Below are 18,836 nucleotides of genomic sequence, written 5' to 3'. Positions count from 1 at the left end.
TAGTTGATATGCGTGTCGGAGAAAAATGTAACTTGGCATGAGAGTAAGGTCACGCGAACGGACCGGATGCGGTTAAACGGACATAAGAGCTTCGTTGTCTGGTTTACTGGCTTGTCGGCTTCTGGAAAATCAACGTTGTCGGTTGAGTTGGAAAAGGTGCTTCACATGAGAAAGCACCTGACTTATATTTTGGATGGTGATAACATCCGTCATGGATTAAACCGTAATTTAGGATTCTCCGAGGCGGATCGCATCGAAAATATCCGTAGAGTTGGAGAAGTGTCTAAGTTGATGGTGGATGCTGGTGTCGTGACATTATCCGCTTTTATCTCACCTTATCGGAATGATAGGGAGATGATAAAGGAGCTGTTTGAAGCAGGAGATTTTATTGAGGTCTATGTAAAATGCAGTCTCGAGGAATGCGAGAAACGCGACCCGAAAGGATTGTATAAGAAGGCAAGAGAAGGGTTAATTCCCGATTTTACAGGTATCTCCGCACCCTATGAGCATCCATTGAACCCTCATATCACTATTGATACGGAACAGTTGTCCATTGAGGCAGCTGTAGGGCATATTGTACAATTCCTTGAGGAAAACGAATACCTGTAATGCCAGATTTCTGTTTTTATTTTTTGTGTATTTATAAAATGAATAGAAAGAGGGCTCTCAATGAAAGGCATAATCCTAGCCGGAGGTACAGGCTCCCGCCTGTATCCTCTTACGAAGGTAACCAACAAGCACTTGCTTCCAGTAGGAAAATATCCAATGATCTATCACGCAGTGGCTAAATTAAAAGAAGCAGGCATTACGAACATCTTGATCGTGACGGGAAAAGAACATATGGGAGACGTTGTTAACCTCCTTGGCAGCGGATACGAGATGAATGTGGAATTTACATACAAAGTACAGGACGAAGCCGGCGGAATTGCGCAAGCGCTAGGGCTCGCAGAACAGTTCGTTGGCGATGATCAAATGGTAGTCATTCTTGGCGATAATGTATTCTCGGATTCGATTGCGCCTTACGTGGCAAACTTCGAGAGTCAGAAGAGCGGCGCTAAGATTTTGATCCAAGAAGTGCATGATCCGCAGCGTTATGGGGTGCCGGAGCTGTCGGGCGAACGGATCATTTCCATTGAGGAAAAGCCGTCACAGCCGAAAAGTTCGTATGCGGTAACGGGCATCTATATGTATGACAGCCGCGTATTTGAAATCGTCCGTACACTCGTACCTTCAGGCCGAGGAGAATTAGAGATTACAGATGTTAATAATGCCTATATTTCTTCGAATGAACTTACATATGATATGTTGCAAGGATGGTGGACTGACGCAGGTACGCATGCATCGTTGACGAAAGCGAACGAGCTGGCGAAGGACCTGTTGTTCGGTGAGGAATTTGGCAAGCTGAAGCTTTAATGCAATAAGATAGGTGGTGAATGGTTAATGAGAATACTTGATACGAAGTTGTCTGGCGTTAAATTAATCGAGACAGCCGTGTTCGGCGATCATCGCGGATTTTTTACAGAGAGCTATAGCGAGCAGCGCTTCGTAGAGAACGGGATTACGCATCGGTTTGTGCAGGATAATCATTCTTTATCTGCAGAGGCGGGCGTACTGCGGGGCATGCATTACCAGCTCAACCCGAAAGCGCAGACGAAGCTGGTGCGCGTGACAGCGGGTGCAATTTATGATGTTGTGGTAGACATTCGGCGCGGGTCGCCAACGTTTGGGCAATGGCAAGGCTTTATTCTTTCAGCAGACAATAAGCGGCAATTGCTTGTGCCGCAAGGGTTTGCGCATGGTTTCTGTACGTTGGTGCCGAACTGCGAAGTGCAGTATAAGGTTGACGAATATTATTCACCTGAGAACGACCGAGGCATTGCGTGGAACGATCCTGCACTGGCCATTGACTGGCCGACGAATTATCCGATCCTCTCGAATAAGGATGGCAAGCATCCTGTGCTGGCGGACGCAGATATTAACTTCGATTATAAAGGGTGAATAGGATGAAAATTTTGGTGACCGGCGGTGCCGGCTTTATTGGCAGCAATTTTGTATTGTATATGCTTGGCAAATATGCGGACGTTACGATTGTTAATGTTGATGCGCTTACGTATGCAGGCAATCTTGAAAACCTGCGTTCCGTAGAGAATAACGCGAATTACCGTTTCGTTAAAGCGGATATTGCCGATCGCGCGGCGCTAGAGCCGCTGTTTGCGGAAGGCATTGACGTCGTGGCGAACTTTGCGGCGGAGTCGCATGTAGACCGCAGCATCTTGCATCCTGATATTTTTGTGCGTACGAACATCCTTGGCACGCAGACTTTGCTCGATCTGGCAAAGCAATATGGCGTCAGCAAATTCGTGCAAGTCTCGACGGATGAGGTATACGGTACGCTTGGTGAGACAGGTTTGTTCACAGAGGAGACGCCGCTGGCGCCGAATAGCCCGTACTCTGCAAGTAAAGCAGGGGCTGACCTGCTCGTACGCGCTTATCATGAGACGTTTGGCCTGTCGGTCAACATTACGCGCTGCTCAAATAACTACGGGCCCTACCAATTCCCTGAAAAGCTGATCCCGCTCATGATCCAAAACGCGCTTGATGATAAGCCGCTCCCTGTATACGGAGATGGGCTAAACGTGCGTGATTGGCTATATGTCGAGGATCACTGCAGTGCGATTGACCTCGTTATTCGGGGCGGACGCAATGGCGAAGTATATAATGTTGGCGGACGAAATGAGCGAACGAACGTACAGGTTGTCGGAACGATTCTTGCCGAGCTTGGCAAGCCGGAATCGCTCATTACGTATGTAAAGGATCGCTTGGGTCATGACCGTCGTTATGCAATCGATGCGGACAAAATCCGGAACGAGCTCGGCTGGTCGCCGAAGCATGATTACGAGAGCGGCATCCGCGAAACGATACGCTGGTACTTGAGCAACCGCGATTGGATGAATGGCGTAACGAGCGGCGGTTATCGGGATTATTATGAGAAGCAATATGGCGATCGTCTGAATGGTGAAGCATGACGGGCGCAGCTGAAAAATTCCGCGTGCTTGTGACTGGCGCTAACGGTCAACTGGGCCGTGAGATTGCGCTTTGGGCTACAGCAGAGGCGGAAGGGCTTGATATTCGCGGCTATGGTCGTGATGAGTTGGATATTACGGACTTGTCGCAATGCCGAGCGGTAATCACAGCTTTTGCCCCGCATGCAGTCATTCATTGCGCTGCTTACACGGCTGTGGATCAGGCCGAAGCAGATCCGGATAGCGCGTTTGTTGTCAATGCAACGGGCACGCGCAACATTGCGCTTGCTGCGCGCGAAGCAGGAGCGAAGCTGGCTTACGTCAGTACGGATTACGTATTCGATGGTTCGTCGGCCGTGCCTTACAATGAATATGATCGGCCGAACCCGCGGACGGTATACGGAAAATCGAAGCTGGCGGGCGAGGAATTGGTTCGGACGCTTCATGACCGGCATTTTGTCGTTCGAACATCATGGGTGTACGGCGCTTATGGCGCTAACTTTGTTAAGACGATGATTAAGGTTGGCGCAGAGCGTGGCGCGGTGAAGGTGGTTCATGACCAGATTGGTTCGCCGACATGCACATTCGATCTAGCGGCTATGCTGCTGGAATTGGTTCGTACAGATGCATACGGGGTGTATCATGCTTCCAACTCAGGGACTTGCTCGTGGTACGAATTTGCTGTTGCGATCTTCGAGGAGAGCGGCATGCAAGTGAGCACAGAGCCGTGTACGACGGAAGAATTCCCTCGGCCGGCGCCTCGGCCGGCATTTTCAGTGCTCGATCACAGCGCGATCCGGACGAATGGTCTCACGCCGATTCGCCATTGGCGCGAAGCGCTTCGTGATTATTTGGCGAAGCAGCAGGAATAGTCGTATTGTAACTATAAGACAGGAGAGGCGGCGTCCGCTCCCCCAGGCGATATTTAGTCAAATGGGAGGGTGGGGGCCGTTCTTAACGATTAGCGAGTATAGGAGTTGCGTCGACGAGAATTGGAAAGGAAGAGAGGTATGATCTCATTGTTGCATTCTGATAGCAGAGACGCGGAGGGCGCTATCCCAACATTAGGCGTGTGTATTGTAACTTACAACAGCGAGAGTGATATTGCAGACTGCCTGCAGGCTGTGCTTGCTCAGACTTATCCAATCGCTCGCATCGTTGTGGTGGATAACGCATCGGCAGATGGGACGCTGAACGCGTTGGCTCCTTATGCGGATAGCATTACCCTTATCGCCTCTTCGACCAACACTGGTTTTGCAGGTGGGCAAAATATAGCTATCAAGCAAGCTGGTACCGACTATGTGCTCGTATTAAATCCAGACGTTCGGCTGCAGCCGCATTATGCCTCACGCATAATTGAAGCGATGGAAGCTGATTCGGGAATCGGAAGTGGCTGCGGGCTTCTTGTTCGTGCAGACGATAATGCAGTCGTCGATAGTACGGGACTTGCGATGAGCCGTACGCGGCAGGCAACTGACCGGGGAGCTGGAGAAGCGGTAAACCGCTGGCAGACGCAAGATGAAGTATTCGGCGTTTCAGGTGCAGCCGCTCTTTATGCCTCGCGGATGATTGCCGATATATCGGTTGATGGGCAATTTTTCGACGAAACTTTTTTTGCTTACAAGGAAGATGTAGACGTTGCATGGCGTGCTCGCGCACTTGGGTGGCGCGCGGTTTATATTCCGACTGCCATGGCGGTGCACGGAAGAGGATGGAAACAGGGGGGGCGCCGAGCGATCTCGATTTGGGTCCGGCAGCACTCTTACCAGAACCAATGGTTCTTGCTGTTTAAGAACGAGCAAATGAGTTGGCATTCATTTTATGCATGGCCTTTAATCGCTGCTAAGGAATTAGCTAAGCTTGGTTACATTATCCTGAGAGAGCCAGGGCTGTTGGGGTGTTGGCCTCAAATCGTAAGGGTTTTGCCCGAAATGCTGCGAAAACGGCGGATAATAAATAAAAAGAGAAGCAAAGGGTAGATTGTCCAATATTAGATTAATTGGGCAATTTGTATGTTTATGGTTATTGAGATTGGTTTTCGGCAGTTTATTTGATAGAATGATAGACGATAGATTCTTCGAATTATCGAGATTGGAGTCGGATAAGATGATTCGACAAAATCAACGCTTCCTTACGCAGGTTTATGTGCTTACCGACTTAGTATGCGCACTGCTCGTATTTTTAGGCGCCTATTGGCTGAAGTTTCATAGCGGGCTTCTGTCCCATTATTCGGCGCTGCCCTTCAAGAGTTATCTGATTTGGGGAACGGTATATGCTTTCGCGGCTGTTATCATCGGCTTCTATATTGGTCATTATGCACCCAGACGGCGTAAGCGGTTTTCCTTTGATGTGCTGAAAATCGTGCAAGTTCACTGCATAAGTGGATTGTTGGTGCTGAGCTTGCTCTATATAACGAGAGAAACGCATATTTCACGCGAGTTTCTGGGGCTGTATTTCGCGGCGTCCTTCGTATCCAATATCGGATACCGGTTAGCGGTCAAACGTTTGCTATTTATACTGAGACGCAAAGGATACAACAAGCGTTACGTGCTTATTTTGGGCGCAGGCTCCGTTGGGCGCAGATTCCACAATAGGGTTGCTAGCCAATCCGAGCTTGGTTATGAAGTCTATGGCTTCTTGGATGATTATCAGCAAGAGCCGATGGATGCGGACGGCGCTGGCGCTTACAAGCCGATCATCGGCAGGCTTGATGAGCTGGAGAAAACGTTGGCGGACAATCCGGTCATTGATGAGGTAATTGTCGCTCTGCCGCTTGAGGCGCATGCGAAGTATGCGGAGTTCATTCAGATTTGCGATAAAGCAGGCGTAAAGACGCTCATTATCCCGGACTTTTTCGATCTGCTTCCAGCACGACCGTTTTTTGATAACTTTGCGGGTATGCCGCTAATTAATGTAAGAGATATTCCGCTGGATGAGCTTAGCAATCGTCTGCTCAAGCGTACCTTCGATATTTTGTTTTCTTTGGTTGCGATCGCAATCACGTCACCTGTCATGCTCGCGATCTATTTGGGCATTAAGCTGACCTCTCCAGGCCCGGTGTTGTTTAAGCAGGAACGCGTGGGATTTAATCGAAGATCGTTTATGATGTTCAAGTTTCGTTCCATGCATGTGTCAACGGGCGCGGTTTCGGACACGCAGTGGACGGTGGAGAATGATCCGCGTCGTACGGCGTTCGGTTCTTTTCTGCGCCGGACTAGCCTAGACGAGCTGCCGCAGTTTTTCAACGTCTTATCGGGTCAAATGAGCATTGTCGGGCCTCGTCCCGAGCGTCCCTTCTTCGTGGAGCAGTTCAAGGAAGAAGTGCCGCGATACATGGTTAAGCATCATGTGCGTCCTGGTATTACGGGGTGGGCGCAGACCAACGGTCTGCGTGGCGACACCTCCATTGAGGATCGGATCGTGCACGATTTGTTCTATCTAGAGAATTGGACATTCTTATTCGATATAAAAATTATTATGAAGACCATTGTGAAGGGGCTCGTGAACAAAAATGCTTATTAATAGCGGAGTTCCTCGTCTATCGGTTATTATCCCGACCTTGAATGCCGGTGAAGCATTCGAGGAATTGTTAACCCGCATAGGCCGACAGTCGATTAAGCCTCACGAGGTTATCGTAATAGATTCCTCGTCCACAGATGGGACGGCGGAGTTGGCGCGCCAGGCTGGCGCAATCGTCATGACGATTGCAAAGCAATCGTTTGATCACGGCGGCGCCCGGAACCGGGCGGCCTCCGTTGCCACAGGCGATATATTGGTGTTTATGACACAGGATGCCCTGCCAGCGGATGATAGCTTGCTAGAGGCGCTCATTCGTCCGCTTGCTGCGGAGGAAGTGGCTTACGCTTACGCAAGGCAGCTGCCTTATCCCGATGCCAATCTGCTTGAACGAACGGCAAGGGCGCATAACTATCCGAACGAATCGATGATAAAATCTCGGCACGACATTCCTCGTTTGGGCATTAAGGCTTTCTTTTGCTCGAATGTTTGCTCAGCTATGCGCAGGGAAACATTCGAGCGGATGGGAAAATTCGATGAGCCGGTCATGTTCAATGAGGATCTATTGTTCTCCGCGCGCTGTGTCTTGGATGGCGGGTTAATTGCGTATGCGGCGGATGCCAAGGTGCTGCACTCGCATACATTCACGTTGAAGCAGCTTTACCGGCGTTTCTATGACAATGGCGTTTCGATTGGGACGCATCGCTGGATTGCTGTGCATGCACAGGCGGAGAAGGCAGGCTCAGGCTTGCTTCGCACCCAACTTCGCGCAATTTGGCAGCACCGCAAACCATGGCTTATCGTGCGGCTTGTCCTTGAGTCGGCAAGCAAATATGTGGGATATAAGCGTGGGTTGCGTCGTGGGCTGGGCCTTAGTGTGCCTGATTCGGCAACGATCCCGAAGGGCAGCGGCGAATCAAGCTCATCAACGAAGTCAATGTAACGACGAGTATAAAAAAACGGCCACGTTCCGAGGAGGGTAACGTGGCCGTTTTTTGTTTTAATGATTTGCGGGCGCAGGCGGCGCTGTCGGGGGCGGAGGGAGTGGGTGGTGGGACCGCGCCCGTATGCCGCGCGCTCCGCGCCCGCATTGGTTTTATTCGAATATCTATTCGAATATCTCGAACATATCCGTAACGTCCAGCCAATCCCCTAGATCAGTCATATCCCAAGCGGAATCGAAGTCGACGGCGGAGGCGAACGTCTCCGGTAATCCTGTTGCCAAAGCTGTATCTGCTGTATTCCATGTGAACATATGCGATCATCCTCTCAAATTTAAGGTAGTGTCTGAACGATTGCGAAATCGAGTGTTTTGTGATTAGGAGTTAAGTGCAGCGTTGTTCTCTACGCGGGCTTTACCGCCCGTTCCGAGCCAACTCCGTTTCCAGCTGCCTTGTACGACCAGCAGCGTTACGACACATAGTGCTGCAATGGCGCTTGCGATAAGGAAGCCAGTCGTATAAGAACCTGTCGATTGCTTGATGTTGCCCAGAAGCTTAGGCAGGAAGTAGCCGCCTAATCCGCCCGCTGCGCCTACGATACCGGTAATCAGGCCGATTTCCTTTTGGAACCGCTGCGGTACGAGTTGGAATACGGCGCCATTGCCCATGCCTAGCGACATCATCATAACGAAGAGGAGTACAATGATAAGTCCCATCGATGGCAAAGTCGAAATGCCGAGCAGCATAATCGCCGCGATGCTGTATAGTCCGATCAGCATATTGATGCCGCCGACTTTATCGGAGAGCCATCCGCCTACAGGGCGGAAGAAGCTGCCTGCGATGACACATAGCGTTGCGAAGTCTGCAGCGCGTACTGGGCTTAGATCGTACTGTGTATTGAAGAAAATCGTCAAGTAGTTAGCCATGCCGACGAATCCGCCAAATGTTACACCGTACAGTAAACAGAACAGCCATGTATCGCGGATCGATAATACTTTGGCGTAGTCAGACAGTTTTCTTGGAGCCGGCTGGTTCGGGCTGTCTTTGGCCAAAATCGAGAAGACGATAAAGACAATCACGATTGGAATAAGTGCGAGACCGAATACGACATGCCAGGAGTCGTAGTGCGTTGCAATTCGGTTGGCGAAGAGCGTCGAGAATACCGTGCCGCTGTTGCCAGCTCCGGCGATGCCCATTGCTAGCCCTTGATACTGTGGCGGATACCAGCGACTTGCAAGTGGCAGTGCCGCAGCGAACGAAGCGCCTGCAAAGCCGAGCAGCAGCGCTACAATATATAAGCCGTCTAACGAGTCGATGAACTTCCAGCCAAGCACTAACGGGACCATCGTGATGAGCATGCCGAGCTGTCCGGTGCGTTTTGGGCCGATGTAGTCGGTCAAGAATCCGAACACGAGGCGAAGGATGGAGCCTCCGAGTACAGGCAATGCAACCAAGTTCGCTTTTTGCGAAGCGTCCATTGGGTAGTCGCTCATAATGACGACGGATAGCGGTCCGAGCATGCTCCAAATCATGAAGCTGATGTCGAAATAGGCGAATGAGCTGAACAGCGAGGGCGTGTGCCCGCTTTTTAAAAATCCTTTACCTGCCATAGTGCAAAACTCCTCTCCAAGTGGCGAATCAGTTGTCTTTGTTGCTCGAGCAGTTGCTCTCTCTCTGTCTGTAGGGTTCCTTTTCGTGTAACGTACATGTTAGGTGTTCGTTTTTTGAAAAAGAAGAGGCCAAACTGCGCTCCGTTTCGGATAACAGTTTGGCCTCATTGCCATCGGAGACACGACATTGTGTCAACCGTTGATTGATCCACGACTTTGTGAATGTAATTGGATTATATGATACACGTTAATTTCATGTCAATATACCTGACACAACTTTTTTAGATGTCAGCTTAGTTGTGTCTTAACCGTGAATGAGCTGATAAACCTTCACGATTGAAGCGGCGACCTCGCCTATTCGTTTCCGATCGTTCATTGCCTGTTTGCGCAGGAAGTCATAGGCTTCTGCTTCATTAATGCCTCTGATCTCGCAAAGCACTGCTTTTGCTTGATCGATCCATTTGCGTTCCTCGATCCGCTGCAGCAATTGCTCGCGCTCATCCGTCCATCGCTTGCGTTGCTGATGTACCCGGGCTCCAAATTGCAGCATATGTTGGATGTCAGTAGAACTCATGGAAGGGAATATGACGCCGTCCAAGGAAAAGCCCCAGTCCATTTGCTGCGGCAGCCGCTGTTCCGTGCAATACCAAAAGATCGGGAGGCGGCGCATTGCGGCGAGTGAGGCCTGACAGTCTGTCATGCGCTCCAGCTTTACGGCCATTACAGCGGCGTCCGCAACGGCGATCAGACTGCACGCATCCTTGTCGGATGCCACGTGGTGAACGGTTCTTCCTCCCTCCCGCATTCGCGAGAGCAAATCCGAATTATTGCCTTCATCAATTACTAAGATGGTCTTCACTAGGACGGTTCACCTCGCTTAAGAAACTAAAAGCTTTCTTCTAATACCCGACTGTATACTTATTTGTTATAAAATATAACATAGCATTAGAGGGCTGTCGACGATAAAACGTCATAACGAAAAGATAATCGTAGTACGACATTTTTTTATGTCAGGATAGTTGACATATCGAAGGATGTTTAATATACTGGGAACAGTTAAAGGAATAGCAGACGGCACAATGGCGTGCCGCAAACGATGGCAATGGAGCCTATCACTTCCGTGGATGAAGACACACTCACTCACGCTAGGGGTAGGCTCTTTATGTTTTCATACAGGATCCGAGGCGATGTGAGGTTATCGACCACGGTGAAACGTCAGGAGGAGAGACGATGAAGAAATTAGTCATGATCGGTAACGGTATGGCCGGCGTATCGTTCGTAGAACAGCTTTTGAAGCTGAATCCGAATCGTTACGAAATTACGATTATTGGTGCGGAGCCGCATCCCAACTATAACCGGATTATGTTGTCCTCGGTGTTGGCTGGCGAAGCGACGATGGAAGATATCGTATTGAACAGCTGGGAGTGGTATAAAGAGAACAATATTCAGCTGCATGCTGGTCAAACAGCTACAGCAGTAGATACGGCGAATCGGACGGTAACGACTGATCAAGGCGTCACGGTAGCGTATGACGAGCTCGTATTCGCAACGGGATCGCTCCCGTTCATGCTGCCGCTGCCTGGTGCCGATAAGGAAGGCGTTATTGCTTTCCGTGATATTAAAGACTGCGAGACGATGCTTGACGCATCGAAACGATATAAGAAAGCTGTTGTCATCGGAGGCGGCTTGCTCGGGCTAGAAGCGGCGCGTGGACTCATTAATTTGAATATGGAAGTTAGTGTTGTCCATATTCATCATTATTTAATGGAGCGCCAATTGGATGAGACGGCAGCTAAGCTGCTGCAAGCGGAACTGGAACGTCAAGGCATTAAGTTCCTGCTCTCCAAAAACTCCGATACGATCATTGGTGGAGATCGCGTCGAAGGGCTGACGTTCAAGGATGGCACGACGGCAGAGGCTGACCTTCTTGTCATGGCTGTGGGCATTAAAGCTAACGTAGGCGTTGCGAAAGAGGCGGGCGTTGAAGTAAATCGCGGTATCGTCGTTAACGACTACATGGAAACGAACACGCCTAACGTATATGCGCTTGGCGAATGCGCAGAGCACCGTGGAATGGTTTACGGTCTCGTCGCTCCATTGTATGAGCAAGGCGCGATTCTGGCGAAGAAGCTTGCGGGCGTGGATTCCGAGGGGTACAAAGGCTCCGTATTGTCGACTAAGCTGAAGATTTCGGGCGTAAACGTGTTCTCGGCAGGCGATTTCAGCGATTCACCAGAGACGCGTGCGCTCCGTGTGCAGGACGATCTGGATGGCGTATACAAGAAAGTTGTATTCCGCGACGGCAAAGTGCAAGGCGCGGTGTTGTTCGGCGATACGGCAGACGGCTCCAAGCTCTTCTCTTATATGAGAAGCGGGGAGGACTTCACTGGTCGTGAGAAGGAAGTGTTGTTCGGCGCCTCTGGCGGCAAATCCTCGGGTCCAGAGGATCTCGTAAAAGCGATGAGCGGCGATGAAATCGTCTGCGGCTGCAACGGGGTAACGAAGGATACGATCGTTGAGTCGATTACGGAAAAAGGCTGCGTTAGCGTACAAGAGATCAAAGCGTGCACGAAAGCTTCCGGCTCTTGCGGTGGTTGTAAACCGCTCGTAGAAGCAATCCTGCTTGCTACGGTTGGTGCGGATAACGTGTCGGCTGTCAAAGAAGGCATTTGCGGATGTACGTCGCATTCCCGCGATGAGGTTGTGGAGTCCATTCAGCGCATGCGCCTGACGACTTCCCGTGAAGTGATGGCTGTGCTGGATTGGAAAAATCCGGAGGGATGCTCCAAATGCCGTCCTGCGCTTAACTACTACCTCGGCATGGTATGGCCGGCAGAGCATGAAGATGAGCAAGAATCGCGCTTCGTTAACGAACGCAACCACGCAAACATTCAGAAAGACGGTACGTTCTCGGTCGTGCCTCGTATATATGGCGGCGTAACGACGCCGGAAGATTTGAAACGGATCGCAGAAGTTGCAGAGAAGTATGAAGTGCCGCTCGTTAAGATTACGGGGGGACAACGGATTGACTTGCTCGGCGTGAAGAAAGAAGATTTGCCAAAAATGTGGAAGGATCTCGACATGCCATCGGGTTATGCGTACGGCAAGTCGCTCCGGACTGTAAAAACATGCGTAGGCAACACGTTCTGCCGTTTCGGTACACAGGATTCGATCAAGATGGGTATCGACATGGAGAAAAAATTCGAACGGTTGAATACACCGCATAAAGTGAAGCTTGCCGTATCGGGATGTCCGCGTAACTGTGCGGAATCGACGATTAAGGACTTGGGCGTTATTGCGATCGATGGCGGCTGGGAGCTCTATGTAGCAGGTAACGGCGGTACGAAGGTTCGCGCTGCTGAGCTGCTCGTTAAGGTGAAAACGGAAGAAGAGGTTCTGGAATGGACCGGCGCTTACCTGCAATATTACCGTGAAGACGCGCACTACCTGGAGCGTACGAGCGAATGGGCGCAGCGCATCGGCTTGGATACGGTGAAGAAGGCGCTCGAGAAGAAGGAAGACCGCGATGCGTTGAACGCTCGTATCGATAAGACGCTCGACCTGATGAAGGATCCATGGCAGCAAATTATTGAAGATGATGGACTCCGCAGCGCGTTCGATGCGCTTACGGCGCCTGTTGTGACGGAAGCGGCTGCTGCTGGCGAGCCTAAAGCATAATCGGACGGATGGGACGACAGGCGCATCAGAGAGTATAGAGTGATGCGCCCCGTGGAGAGAGCCTGTTCGGATGGCAAGTTTAATGATGTGGTCGGATGTAGAAGGGAGAGGGCATGGATGGAGCAATATATCGTAGGTCAGATTTCGGAGTTTCCGGAGCGTCGGGGCAAGATTTTTAAAATGGGCGAGCTGGAGCTGGCGATGTTCAAGCTGAGCGACGGCACAATCAAGGCGGTTGAAAACAGCTGCCCGCATAAGCAGGGTAAGCTATCCGAAGGTATCGTATGCGATGGGCATGTATATTGCCCGCTGCATGATTGGAAAATCAACCTAACCAATGGCGTGGTGCAAGAGCCTGATGAAGGCTGTGTGAAAACGTTCGAAGTAACGGTGGAGAGCAACGGCGATGTCGTTCTTCATATCGATGCATCTCGGTTAATGGTATCATAGAGTAGCAAGCTTGCGTCGAGGGGGGATCGCCAATGGTGCGGTTAGAGGGGAAGAAAATCGCAATTACAGGGCCGCGCAAAGCGGAGGATATGGCCCGAATGATCGGCAAGTTCGGTGGGGAGGCAGTCGTTCGTCCAGCGCAGGGCACGGTGTTTCTGGATGATTCGCAATTTGCGGAGCAGCTGCAGTCGCTTATCGAGCAGCCGGTCGACTGGCTCGTCTTGACGACCGGAGTCGGAACAGAAGCGTTGCTGTCCACGGCTGAGAAGCTAGGGCAGCTTGATCGCTTCATTGAGACGCTTCGTGGCGTGAAGCTTGCTGCACGGGGCTATAAGACCGTTAATGTACTGCGCCGACTAGGATTGACGCCGCTCGTTCGAGACGAAGATGGCACGACAGCAGGGTTGTTGCGGCTGATGGAACCGCACGATCTGTCGGGTCAACGTGTCGGGCTGCAGCTGTACGGCGATCCGGCGCCGCGGTTGAATGCAGTGCTTCAATCGTGGGGAGCTGAATGCGAGGAAATACTCCCTTACCGCCACATTCCCCCTGAGGGCGACGTGGTTAGCCAGCTGCTTGGCGAGATCGTTGCTGGTGCAGTGGATGCCGTTGCTTTTACAAGCACGGTGCAGGTTCGTTACGTCATGGAACAGGCCACAACGGCGGGCATGCGGCAGCAAGTGCTTGACGTGTTTGCTGGACCGGTGCTGGCTGTAGCTGTTGGTAAAGTGACGGCGGAAGCGTTATATGAGGAAGGCGTGGCGCGCGTGCTGTTCCCGGAAGAGGAACGAATGGGCAGTATGGTCGTCGCGATGTCCAAGTATTACGATTCGGGCGCAGCTGATGGAACGCTAGGCATAGGTTCCTCGGATGCGACGCTCGATCCTTCGACCGCTGATGAAGCGATCATCGACGCTGCGAATGCAGTGGGTGAATGCGCTGGCGGCATGGCGAATAGGACATGACGGCGAACTTAATTAAATGACGTAACAAGAGGCGGTTCTTCGGAACCGCCTTTTTTTGTGCTGTTGTTCGTTGACTTTGTGTCGCGTTTTCGATAGAATGGTCGGTAATTAATTAACTAACTAACGTTCGTTAGGCGAATGGAACTGAGGTGTATCGCATGAATGACACGGCGCTTCGAATTAAGCAGACCGCATTGCGGCTATTCACGGAATATGGATTTGAAGGAACTTCAATGTCAGATATCGCCAAGGAGGTTGGGATTAAAACGCCATCGATCTATGCGCATTATGAATCCAAGGAGCAGTTGTTCATTCGGCTGATCGAAGAGGTCATTGGTGAAGAGCAAGCAAGCTGGATGGCGATGATGGAAAGAAGCAACGCGCTTGAGCAGTCTGCCCAAGCGAAGCTGAAACTATTTTTCGAGTTTTTTACCGATTTCAATCAGCTGTCCATTGGACAGACGTTTCTAAAGCGAACGGTGCTTGTGCCGCCTCGCGGCTTAGTGGAACGAATACGGAAGGATTTGCTCGCCTATGAGGACACCATCTCGGCTCATTTGCTCCTTTTGCTGCAGGATGCGGCGGCTGAAGCGGGTGCGGCTCGGGTGGATGGTAAGCGGCTGCTTGCGGTTTTCTATGCGCTGATTGATGGTTTGCTCGTGGAATATCAGCTTTATGATACGGATACGCATCGGGAGCGGACGCGACTGGCTTGGGAGTGGTTCTGGGACGGCATCAAGAGAGGGGAGTGACGAATAATGTCTTGGATGTATTTGATCATAGCGGGCTTTCTGGAGGTTGGATGGGCATTTGGTTTGCAGGAGTCGCACGGCTTCACGAGGCTCGTGCCGAGCATTGTGACGATCGTGACGCTGGCGGCCAGCTTTATGCTGTTTGCGAAGGCGATGAAGACGATCGAGATTGGTACGGCTTATGCCATATTCACGGGATTGGGAACGGCTGGTACGGTACTGGTCGGCATGCTGTTTCTCGATGAACCGGTGCAGATTGGCAAGCTGTTCTTCGTGACGCTGTTGTTGTGCGGAATCGTCGGATTGAAGGTTGTGGCCAAGGAGAAGCAGCCGCAAGAGCAGTCTGTACAGCAGCGGTCTGAGGTTGAACGGCAGCAAGAGCATGAGCATGAGCATGAGCATGAGCAAGTGAAGGAGGTGCAGTGATGGCTTGGTTGTTTTTGATTATATCCGGTCTTGGCGAAGTTAGCGGCGTGACGTTCACGAAGCTGTCGGACGGCTTCCGCAAGTGGCAGGGGACGGTCGGTGCGATCCTATCGGGCATCGTCAGCTTCTACTGCTTATCGCGCGCCTTGCAAGAAATCCCGATCAGTACGGCGTATGGCATATGGACCGGGATTGGCTCGGCTGGCAGTGTCGTGCTGGGGATGGTGCTGTTCCGTGAATCCAAGGACTGGCGCAAGCTTGTGTTTATCGGCATGATTATCGTCGGCGTTATCGGTTTGAAAATGGTTGGCGGTGCAGCGCACTAATCGAGCGGCTGTCCGATAGGGATTTGGATTTCGAACATGGCTTCGCTCGGCTGATCTGTAATCGTAATGTCAATTTGCACGACCTGCAGCGCATCGCCAGCGATCTGGTAACCGTTCTGCTCGATATAATCGCATAAGGTCTCTAGCCCTTCGGTTCGTTCCCAGAACTCGCCGATGCAGCGGAGACAGGCATATGAGCCGCCCGGGGCGAGATAGACTGACCCTTCGGGCGGCTTTGCTGCGTCCTTGTAGGAAACAAACAGCGTGGAGGGTTGATCGAATTGCCGCAGGGCCAGATGCTCGCGGCGAATGAGTACGCCTAGCCGATTGCTTGCGAGAATAGGCGCACGCTCTGATAAGTTATTCTCAAGATCTAATATACCGTAGCACAGCTCCAGGTTGTTGCGGACCGGTCGCTCCAGCGTTAGCAGCGCGCGTTCGGGAAATTCGCGCAGGACGACTTGCTGAGGCTGGTGTTGCTGCTCAGCACGAGTAACCTCCTCGAGGAATGCGATCTTCTCGCGCACGTTCCGTTCGAGCTCTACCCACTCCTTAAGCTTCGTTTGAAGCTCCTCGTGCTTGCTTTTCAGCATTGCCAGTGACTTACTCACATGCCGATCGCGGAAAAACAGCTTAACCTCGTCGGTGTTCATGCCAAGCTGGCGCAGCTCCTTGATGGTCCCTAATATTTCGAATTGAAAGATCGAGTAGTAACGATAGCCGGTAGATGGGTCGGTATGAGCTGGCTTGAACAAGTCGATTCGATCGTAATGGCGGAGCGTTTCGGTTGTCAGACGGCGTAGGCGTGCCATTTCGCTAATTGTAAGCTTTTCTTTCATGAGTGAGCCTCAACCTCGCTTTTATCCGCAGACTTTATGTTATATAACCTAACATATATATTGACTTTTGTGTAGCACAAAGGTTTATATTGAGGTTAAATTTATTTCGGAAGCTTCTATGGCATGTAACATGACGTAGATTTAGAGGGGGAATCGAGCGTGCAGAGTTCAGGAGAGTTGAGGGGAACGAGAAAGCTGTCGCTGCTGCAATTGGTTTTTCTAGGCATGGCGTGGACGATGCCGTTGATCGTATTCGCAAACTATGGCATTGCAAGCGAGGCGGCGCATGGTTATTTGCCTACCGCGTATGCGATCGCGCTTCTTGCGATGTCCTTCACCGCCTATAGCTACGGCAGAATGGCGAAGCAGCTGCCTCATGCGGGCTCTGCTTACGGCTATGCCGCGAAGACGTTCCGTCCGGAAGCGGGCTTTATGGTCGGCTGGGCGCTGCTGCTGGATTACTTATTTAATCCGATCGTGTGCTGTATTCTGTTCAGCTTGTATTTGGAAGCGTTATTCCCTGCTGTGCCGTTCTTCTTATGGGTAGCGGCATTCGTGGCGCTTGTCTGCGTGATCAACTACTTCGGCATCCAGCTCTCGGCAGCCGTCAGCAAATATTCCGTGATCATTCAGCTAGCCATTATCGGCATCTTCTGCGCAGGCAGCTTCTATCATATTCTCGCTGGCGTAAATGCCGATGGAGTGGGCGGCTTCACCATGCAGCCATTTTTCGGTGATGAATTGACGCTTCCGTCACTGCTGGCGGGCGCCTCGCTGCTCTGCTTCTCGTTCCTCGGGTTCGATACGGTTAGCATCATGTCGGAGGAAGCGGATAAGCCCCAACGGAACATTCCGCGCGCCATGCTCATCATCATCGTTGTATGCGGCGTAGTAGACATAACGGTTACCTATTTAGGGCAGCTGGTGCTGCCGGGCTACAGCTATGAGGATCCGGATACGGCCTCGCTGGCGTTGGCTTTGCTTGTTGGGGGCGGATTGCTTAAAGCTGTGTTCGTCGGTTCGATGATCGGAGCGATGTTTACAGGGGCGGTTTCCAGCGTGGCAAGCGTTTCTCGCCTGCTGTATATTATGGGGCGCGATGGCGTGCTTCCGCGGCGGATTTTCGGCTATCTGCATCCGAAGCATCAGACGCCGGTGCGCAATGTGCTGCTCGTCGGAGCGATCTGCCTGCTGGCTGCGGTTCTGCCGCTCGGCACGACCATTTCATTCGTTAACTTTGGCGCCTTGCTGGCATTCGGTTGTGTGAACCTGTGTGTCATCAAATACGAGTTTGTTAATCTGCGGCGTAGCGGATGGCAAGCTTGGCTTGCGAGCGGGCTATTGCCAGGGGCCGGTTTTATCGCAATCGGATGGCTATTCAGCAACTTGAACGGTCGGGCTGTGTTTTTGGGATTAGGCTGGTTAGCGATTGGCGCAATTATGATGGGGCTGCAAAAATATCGCGAAGCGCCGAAGGGCGGTACGGTTGCTAACAACTCAACCATTCGCGGTGAAGGAGGAGCAAGCAAAGTTGGCGCATGAACGGTTAATCATGAAGATAACGAAACGCCTCTGGGACGCAGCTTCCGAAATAACGGATGCCGCCCAGGGGCGTTTTGTTTAGGTTGCTGCTTCTATTGGGCTTGCTGCTAACGCTCGCCAGCCGACGGATCGAAAGCGAGCCGGCTGAGCAGCGCGGCGAAATCCACTTTGGGATAGGCGCCGGATAACGCGTATTTGCCGTCAAAGACGAAGAACGGCACGCCGGTTACGCCGATTCGTTCGGCGCGCTGCAGGTCAGCGGCAACGTCTTCCTCGCCGTCGCCGAGAAGCAGCTTCGCGGCCAGCTCATCGGTGTCTTCTATGCCGATACCGTCTGCGATTCGCATGAGATGCTCGATGCTGCCGATATCAATTCCCTCTTCAAAATAAGCCTTAAACAGCGCATCCACAGCGGCAGTCTGCTGCTGCAGCGGCGTAAGGGCGATCATGCGATGGGCGAGCCGTGTGCTCGGATAGATGGAGATGCGGTCGAATTGCATCGTTAGGCCGACAGCCGCTGCGGCTTGGGTTACTTGAGCGGTTGCGCGCTCCGATGGGGCGGAGCCGCCCATTTTACGGTTAATCCAGTCTTGGAAGGGCGATCCCTGTTCCGGTACACTGGGGTCTAACAGAAAGGCGCGATATGTAAGAGTGGGTTGAATGCCATGCTCGGCAGTCCAATCGGCCAGCGCGTCGAACAGATTTTTTTTGCCTATACGGCACCATGGACATACGTAATCGCTATAAATCTCGATGTGCATGCAAGTC

Annotated in this window: 20 protein-coding genes; 15 read left to right on the top strand and 5 right to left on the bottom strand. The window is 51.7% G+C overall.

Going from position 1 to position 18,836, the window contains the following annotated elements; translation table 11 throughout:
- Window positions 1-12 precede the first annotated feature (12 nt).
- The 8 genes from cysC (at window position 13) to PAECUDRAFT_RS20760 (ending at window position 7,482) form a co-directional block, all read left to right on the top strand.
- A complete protein-coding gene (cysC, locus tag PAECUDRAFT_RS20795; protein WP_040713611.1) occupies window positions 13-609 on the top strand; it encodes an adenylyl-sulfate kinase in 597 nt (198 codons plus the stop codon).
- A gap of 60 nt (window positions 610-669) precedes the next feature.
- Window positions 670-1,413, top strand: coding sequence for a sugar phosphate nucleotidyltransferase (locus PAECUDRAFT_RS20790; RefSeq protein ID WP_006040122.1), 744 nt, complete (start codon window positions 670-672; stop codon window positions 1,411-1,413).
- A gap of 27 nt (window positions 1,414-1,440) precedes the next feature.
- A complete protein-coding gene (gene rfbC / locus PAECUDRAFT_RS20785; RefSeq protein WP_006040121.1) occupies window positions 1,441-1,998 on the top strand; it encodes a dTDP-4-dehydrorhamnose 3,5-epimerase in 558 nt (185 codons plus the stop codon).
- Between the two features lie 5 nt (window positions 1,999-2,003).
- Window positions 2,004-3,026: a dTDP-glucose 4,6-dehydratase gene (gene rfbB / locus PAECUDRAFT_RS20780; protein ID WP_006040120.1), complete on the top strand. Its 1,023-nt coding sequence runs from the start codon at window positions 2,004-2,006 to the stop codon at window positions 3,024-3,026.
- Window positions 3,023-3,895 carry a dTDP-4-dehydrorhamnose reductase gene (rfbD, locus tag PAECUDRAFT_RS20775; protein WP_006040119.1) on the top strand — a complete coding sequence of 291 codons (873 nt, stop codon included), beginning with the start codon at window positions 3,023-3,025 and terminating at the stop codon, window positions 3,893-3,895. The genes rfbB and rfbD overlap by 4 nt, the downstream gene beginning before the upstream one ends.
- A gap of 138 nt (window positions 3,896-4,033) precedes the next feature.
- On the top strand, window positions 4,034-5,002 hold the full coding sequence (locus PAECUDRAFT_RS20770; protein ID WP_006040118.1) for a glycosyltransferase family 2 protein: 969 nt from the start codon (window positions 4,034-4,036) through the stop codon (window positions 5,000-5,002).
- A 127-nt stretch (window positions 5,003-5,129) separates the two neighbouring features.
- Window positions 5,130-6,545 carry an undecaprenyl-phosphate glucose phosphotransferase gene (locus tag PAECUDRAFT_RS20765; protein WP_006040117.1) on the top strand — a complete coding sequence of 472 codons (1,416 nt, stop codon included), beginning with the start codon at window positions 5,130-5,132 and terminating at the stop codon, window positions 6,543-6,545.
- A complete protein-coding gene (locus PAECUDRAFT_RS20760) occupies window positions 6,535-7,482 on the top strand; it encodes a glycosyltransferase family 2 protein (protein WP_006040116.1) in 948 nt (315 codons plus the stop codon). The genes PAECUDRAFT_RS20765 and PAECUDRAFT_RS20760 overlap by 11 nt, the downstream gene beginning before the upstream one ends.
- A gap of 165 nt (window positions 7,483-7,647) precedes the next feature.
- Here PAECUDRAFT_RS20760 and PAECUDRAFT_RS25965 read toward each other — a convergent pair whose 3' ends face one another.
- The 3 genes from PAECUDRAFT_RS25965 to PAECUDRAFT_RS20750 form a co-directional block, all read right to left on the bottom strand.
- A complete protein-coding gene (locus PAECUDRAFT_RS25965) occupies window positions 7,648-7,794 on the bottom strand; it encodes a hypothetical protein (protein WP_006040115.1) in 147 nt (48 codons plus the stop codon).
- Window positions 7,795-7,857: 63 nt separating this feature from the next.
- Entirely contained in the window at window positions 7,858-9,090 is a 1,233-nt protein-coding gene (locus PAECUDRAFT_RS20755; protein WP_006040114.1) for a nitrate/nitrite transporter, read from the bottom strand.
- Window positions 9,091-9,394: 304 nt separating this feature from the next.
- Window positions 9,395-9,949 (bottom strand): ANTAR domain-containing response regulator, encoded by a 555-nt coding sequence (locus tag PAECUDRAFT_RS20750; protein ID WP_006040113.1) that lies wholly within the window; start codon window positions 9,947-9,949, stop codon window positions 9,395-9,397.
- 371 nt (window positions 9,950-10,320) lie between these two features.
- Between PAECUDRAFT_RS20750 and nirB the strand changes: the two genes are divergently transcribed.
- From nirB to PAECUDRAFT_RS20720, 6 genes are all read left to right on the top strand, one after another.
- Window positions 10,321-12,768 (top strand): nitrite reductase large subunit NirB, encoded by a 2,448-nt coding sequence (gene nirB / locus PAECUDRAFT_RS20745; protein ID WP_006040112.1) that lies wholly within the window; start codon window positions 10,321-10,323, stop codon window positions 12,766-12,768.
- A gap of 117 nt (window positions 12,769-12,885) precedes the next feature.
- Window positions 12,886-13,218: a nitrite reductase small subunit NirD gene (gene nirD, locus PAECUDRAFT_RS20740; RefSeq protein WP_006040111.1), complete on the top strand. Its 333-nt coding sequence runs from the start codon at window positions 12,886-12,888 to the stop codon at window positions 13,216-13,218.
- Between the two features lie 32 nt (window positions 13,219-13,250).
- On the top strand, window positions 13,251-14,183 hold the full coding sequence (locus tag PAECUDRAFT_RS20735; protein WP_006040110.1) for a uroporphyrinogen-III synthase: 933 nt from the start codon (window positions 13,251-13,253) through the stop codon (window positions 14,181-14,183).
- Window positions 14,184-14,341: 158 nt separating this feature from the next.
- Window positions 14,342-14,935: a TetR/AcrR family transcriptional regulator gene (locus PAECUDRAFT_RS20730; RefSeq protein WP_006040109.1), complete on the top strand. Its 594-nt coding sequence runs from the start codon at window positions 14,342-14,344 to the stop codon at window positions 14,933-14,935.
- 6 nt (window positions 14,936-14,941) lie between these two features.
- Entirely contained in the window at window positions 14,942-15,361 is a 420-nt protein-coding gene (locus PAECUDRAFT_RS20725; protein WP_006040108.1) for a DMT family transporter, read from the top strand.
- Window positions 15,361-15,687: a DMT family transporter gene (locus tag PAECUDRAFT_RS20720; RefSeq protein ID WP_006040107.1), complete on the top strand. Its 327-nt coding sequence runs from the start codon at window positions 15,361-15,363 to the stop codon at window positions 15,685-15,687. Before PAECUDRAFT_RS20725 ends, PAECUDRAFT_RS20720 begins: the two co-directional genes overlap by 1 nt.
- Here the strand turns inward: PAECUDRAFT_RS20720 and PAECUDRAFT_RS20715 are convergent.
- Complete coding sequence (locus PAECUDRAFT_RS20715; protein WP_006040106.1) at window positions 15,684-16,526, bottom strand: MerR family transcriptional regulator; 843 nt, start codon at window positions 16,524-16,526, stop codon at window positions 15,684-15,686. The genes PAECUDRAFT_RS20720 and PAECUDRAFT_RS20715 overlap by 4 nt on opposite strands.
- A gap of 159 nt (window positions 16,527-16,685) precedes the next feature.
- On the opposite strand from PAECUDRAFT_RS20715, the gene PAECUDRAFT_RS20710 reads away from it, so the two are divergent.
- Entirely contained in the window at window positions 16,686-18,068 is a 1,383-nt protein-coding gene (locus tag PAECUDRAFT_RS20710; protein WP_006040105.1) for an APC family permease, read from the top strand.
- Window positions 18,069-18,175: 107 nt separating this feature from the next.
- Here PAECUDRAFT_RS20710 and PAECUDRAFT_RS20705 read toward each other — a convergent pair whose 3' ends face one another.
- Window positions 18,176-18,829: a DsbA family oxidoreductase gene (locus PAECUDRAFT_RS20705; RefSeq protein WP_006040104.1), complete on the bottom strand. Its 654-nt coding sequence runs from the start codon at window positions 18,827-18,829 to the stop codon at window positions 18,176-18,178.
- Window positions 18,830-18,836: the final 7 nt, after the last annotated feature.

Source organism: Paenibacillus curdlanolyticus YK9, assembly GCF_000179615.1.
GTDB classification, from domain to species: domain Bacteria; phylum Bacillota; class Bacilli; order Paenibacillales; family Paenibacillaceae; genus Paenibacillus_T; species Paenibacillus_T curdlanolyticus.
This window is presented reverse-complemented; position numbering and strand designations above follow the sequence as displayed.

Bases quoted from the DNA above. Each gene is read 5' to 3' on its own strand.
- PAECUDRAFT_RS20715 (WP_006040106.1), bottom strand. From the start codon at position 16,526: ATGAAAGAAAAGCTTACAATTAGCGAAATGGCACGCCTACGCCGTCTG.
- PAECUDRAFT_RS20720 (WP_006040107.1), top strand. From the start codon at position 15,361: ATGGCTTGGTTGTTTTTGATTATATCCGGTCTTGGCGAAGTTAGCGGC.
- nirD (WP_006040111.1), top strand. From the start codon at position 12,886: ATGGAGCAATATATCGTAGGTCAGATTTCGGAGTTTCCGGAGCGTCGG.
- rfbB (WP_006040120.1), top strand. From the start codon at position 2,004: ATGAAAATTTTGGTGACCGGCGGTGCCGGCTTTATTGGCAGCAATTTT.
- PAECUDRAFT_RS20735 (WP_006040110.1), top strand. From the start codon at position 13,251: ATGGTGCGGTTAGAGGGGAAGAAAATCGCAATTACAGGGCCGCGCAAA.
- PAECUDRAFT_RS20705 (WP_006040104.1), bottom strand. From the start codon at position 18,829: ATGCACATCGAGATTTATAGCGATTACGTATGTCCATGGTGCCGTATA.
- PAECUDRAFT_RS20765 (WP_006040117.1), top strand. From the start codon at position 5,130: ATGATTCGACAAAATCAACGCTTCCTTACGCAGGTTTATGTGCTTACC.
- rfbC (WP_006040121.1), top strand. From the start codon at position 1,441: ATGAGAATACTTGATACGAAGTTGTCTGGCGTTAAATTAATCGAGACA.
- PAECUDRAFT_RS25965 (WP_006040115.1), bottom strand. From the start codon at position 7,794: ATGTTCACATGGAATACAGCAGATACAGCTTTGGCAACAGGATTACCG.
- nirB (WP_006040112.1), top strand. From the start codon at position 10,321: ATGAAGAAATTAGTCATGATCGGTAACGGTATGGCCGGCGTATCGTTC.
- PAECUDRAFT_RS20770 (WP_006040118.1), top strand. From the start codon at position 4,034: ATGATCTCATTGTTGCATTCTGATAGCAGAGACGCGGAGGGCGCTATC.
- PAECUDRAFT_RS20755 (WP_006040114.1), bottom strand. From the start codon at position 9,090: ATGGCAGGTAAAGGATTTTTAAAAAGCGGGCACACGCCCTCGCTGTTC.
- PAECUDRAFT_RS20725 (WP_006040108.1), top strand. From the start codon at position 14,942: ATGTCTTGGATGTATTTGATCATAGCGGGCTTTCTGGAGGTTGGATGG.
- PAECUDRAFT_RS20760 (WP_006040116.1), top strand. From the start codon at position 6,535: ATGCTTATTAATAGCGGAGTTCCTCGTCTATCGGTTATTATCCCGACC.
- PAECUDRAFT_RS20790 (WP_006040122.1), top strand. From the start codon at position 670: ATGAAAGGCATAATCCTAGCCGGAGGTACAGGCTCCCGCCTGTATCCT.
- PAECUDRAFT_RS20730 (WP_006040109.1), top strand. From the start codon at position 14,342: ATGAATGACACGGCGCTTCGAATTAAGCAGACCGCATTGCGGCTATTC.
- rfbD (WP_006040119.1), top strand. From the start codon at position 3,023: ATGACGGGCGCAGCTGAAAAATTCCGCGTGCTTGTGACTGGCGCTAAC.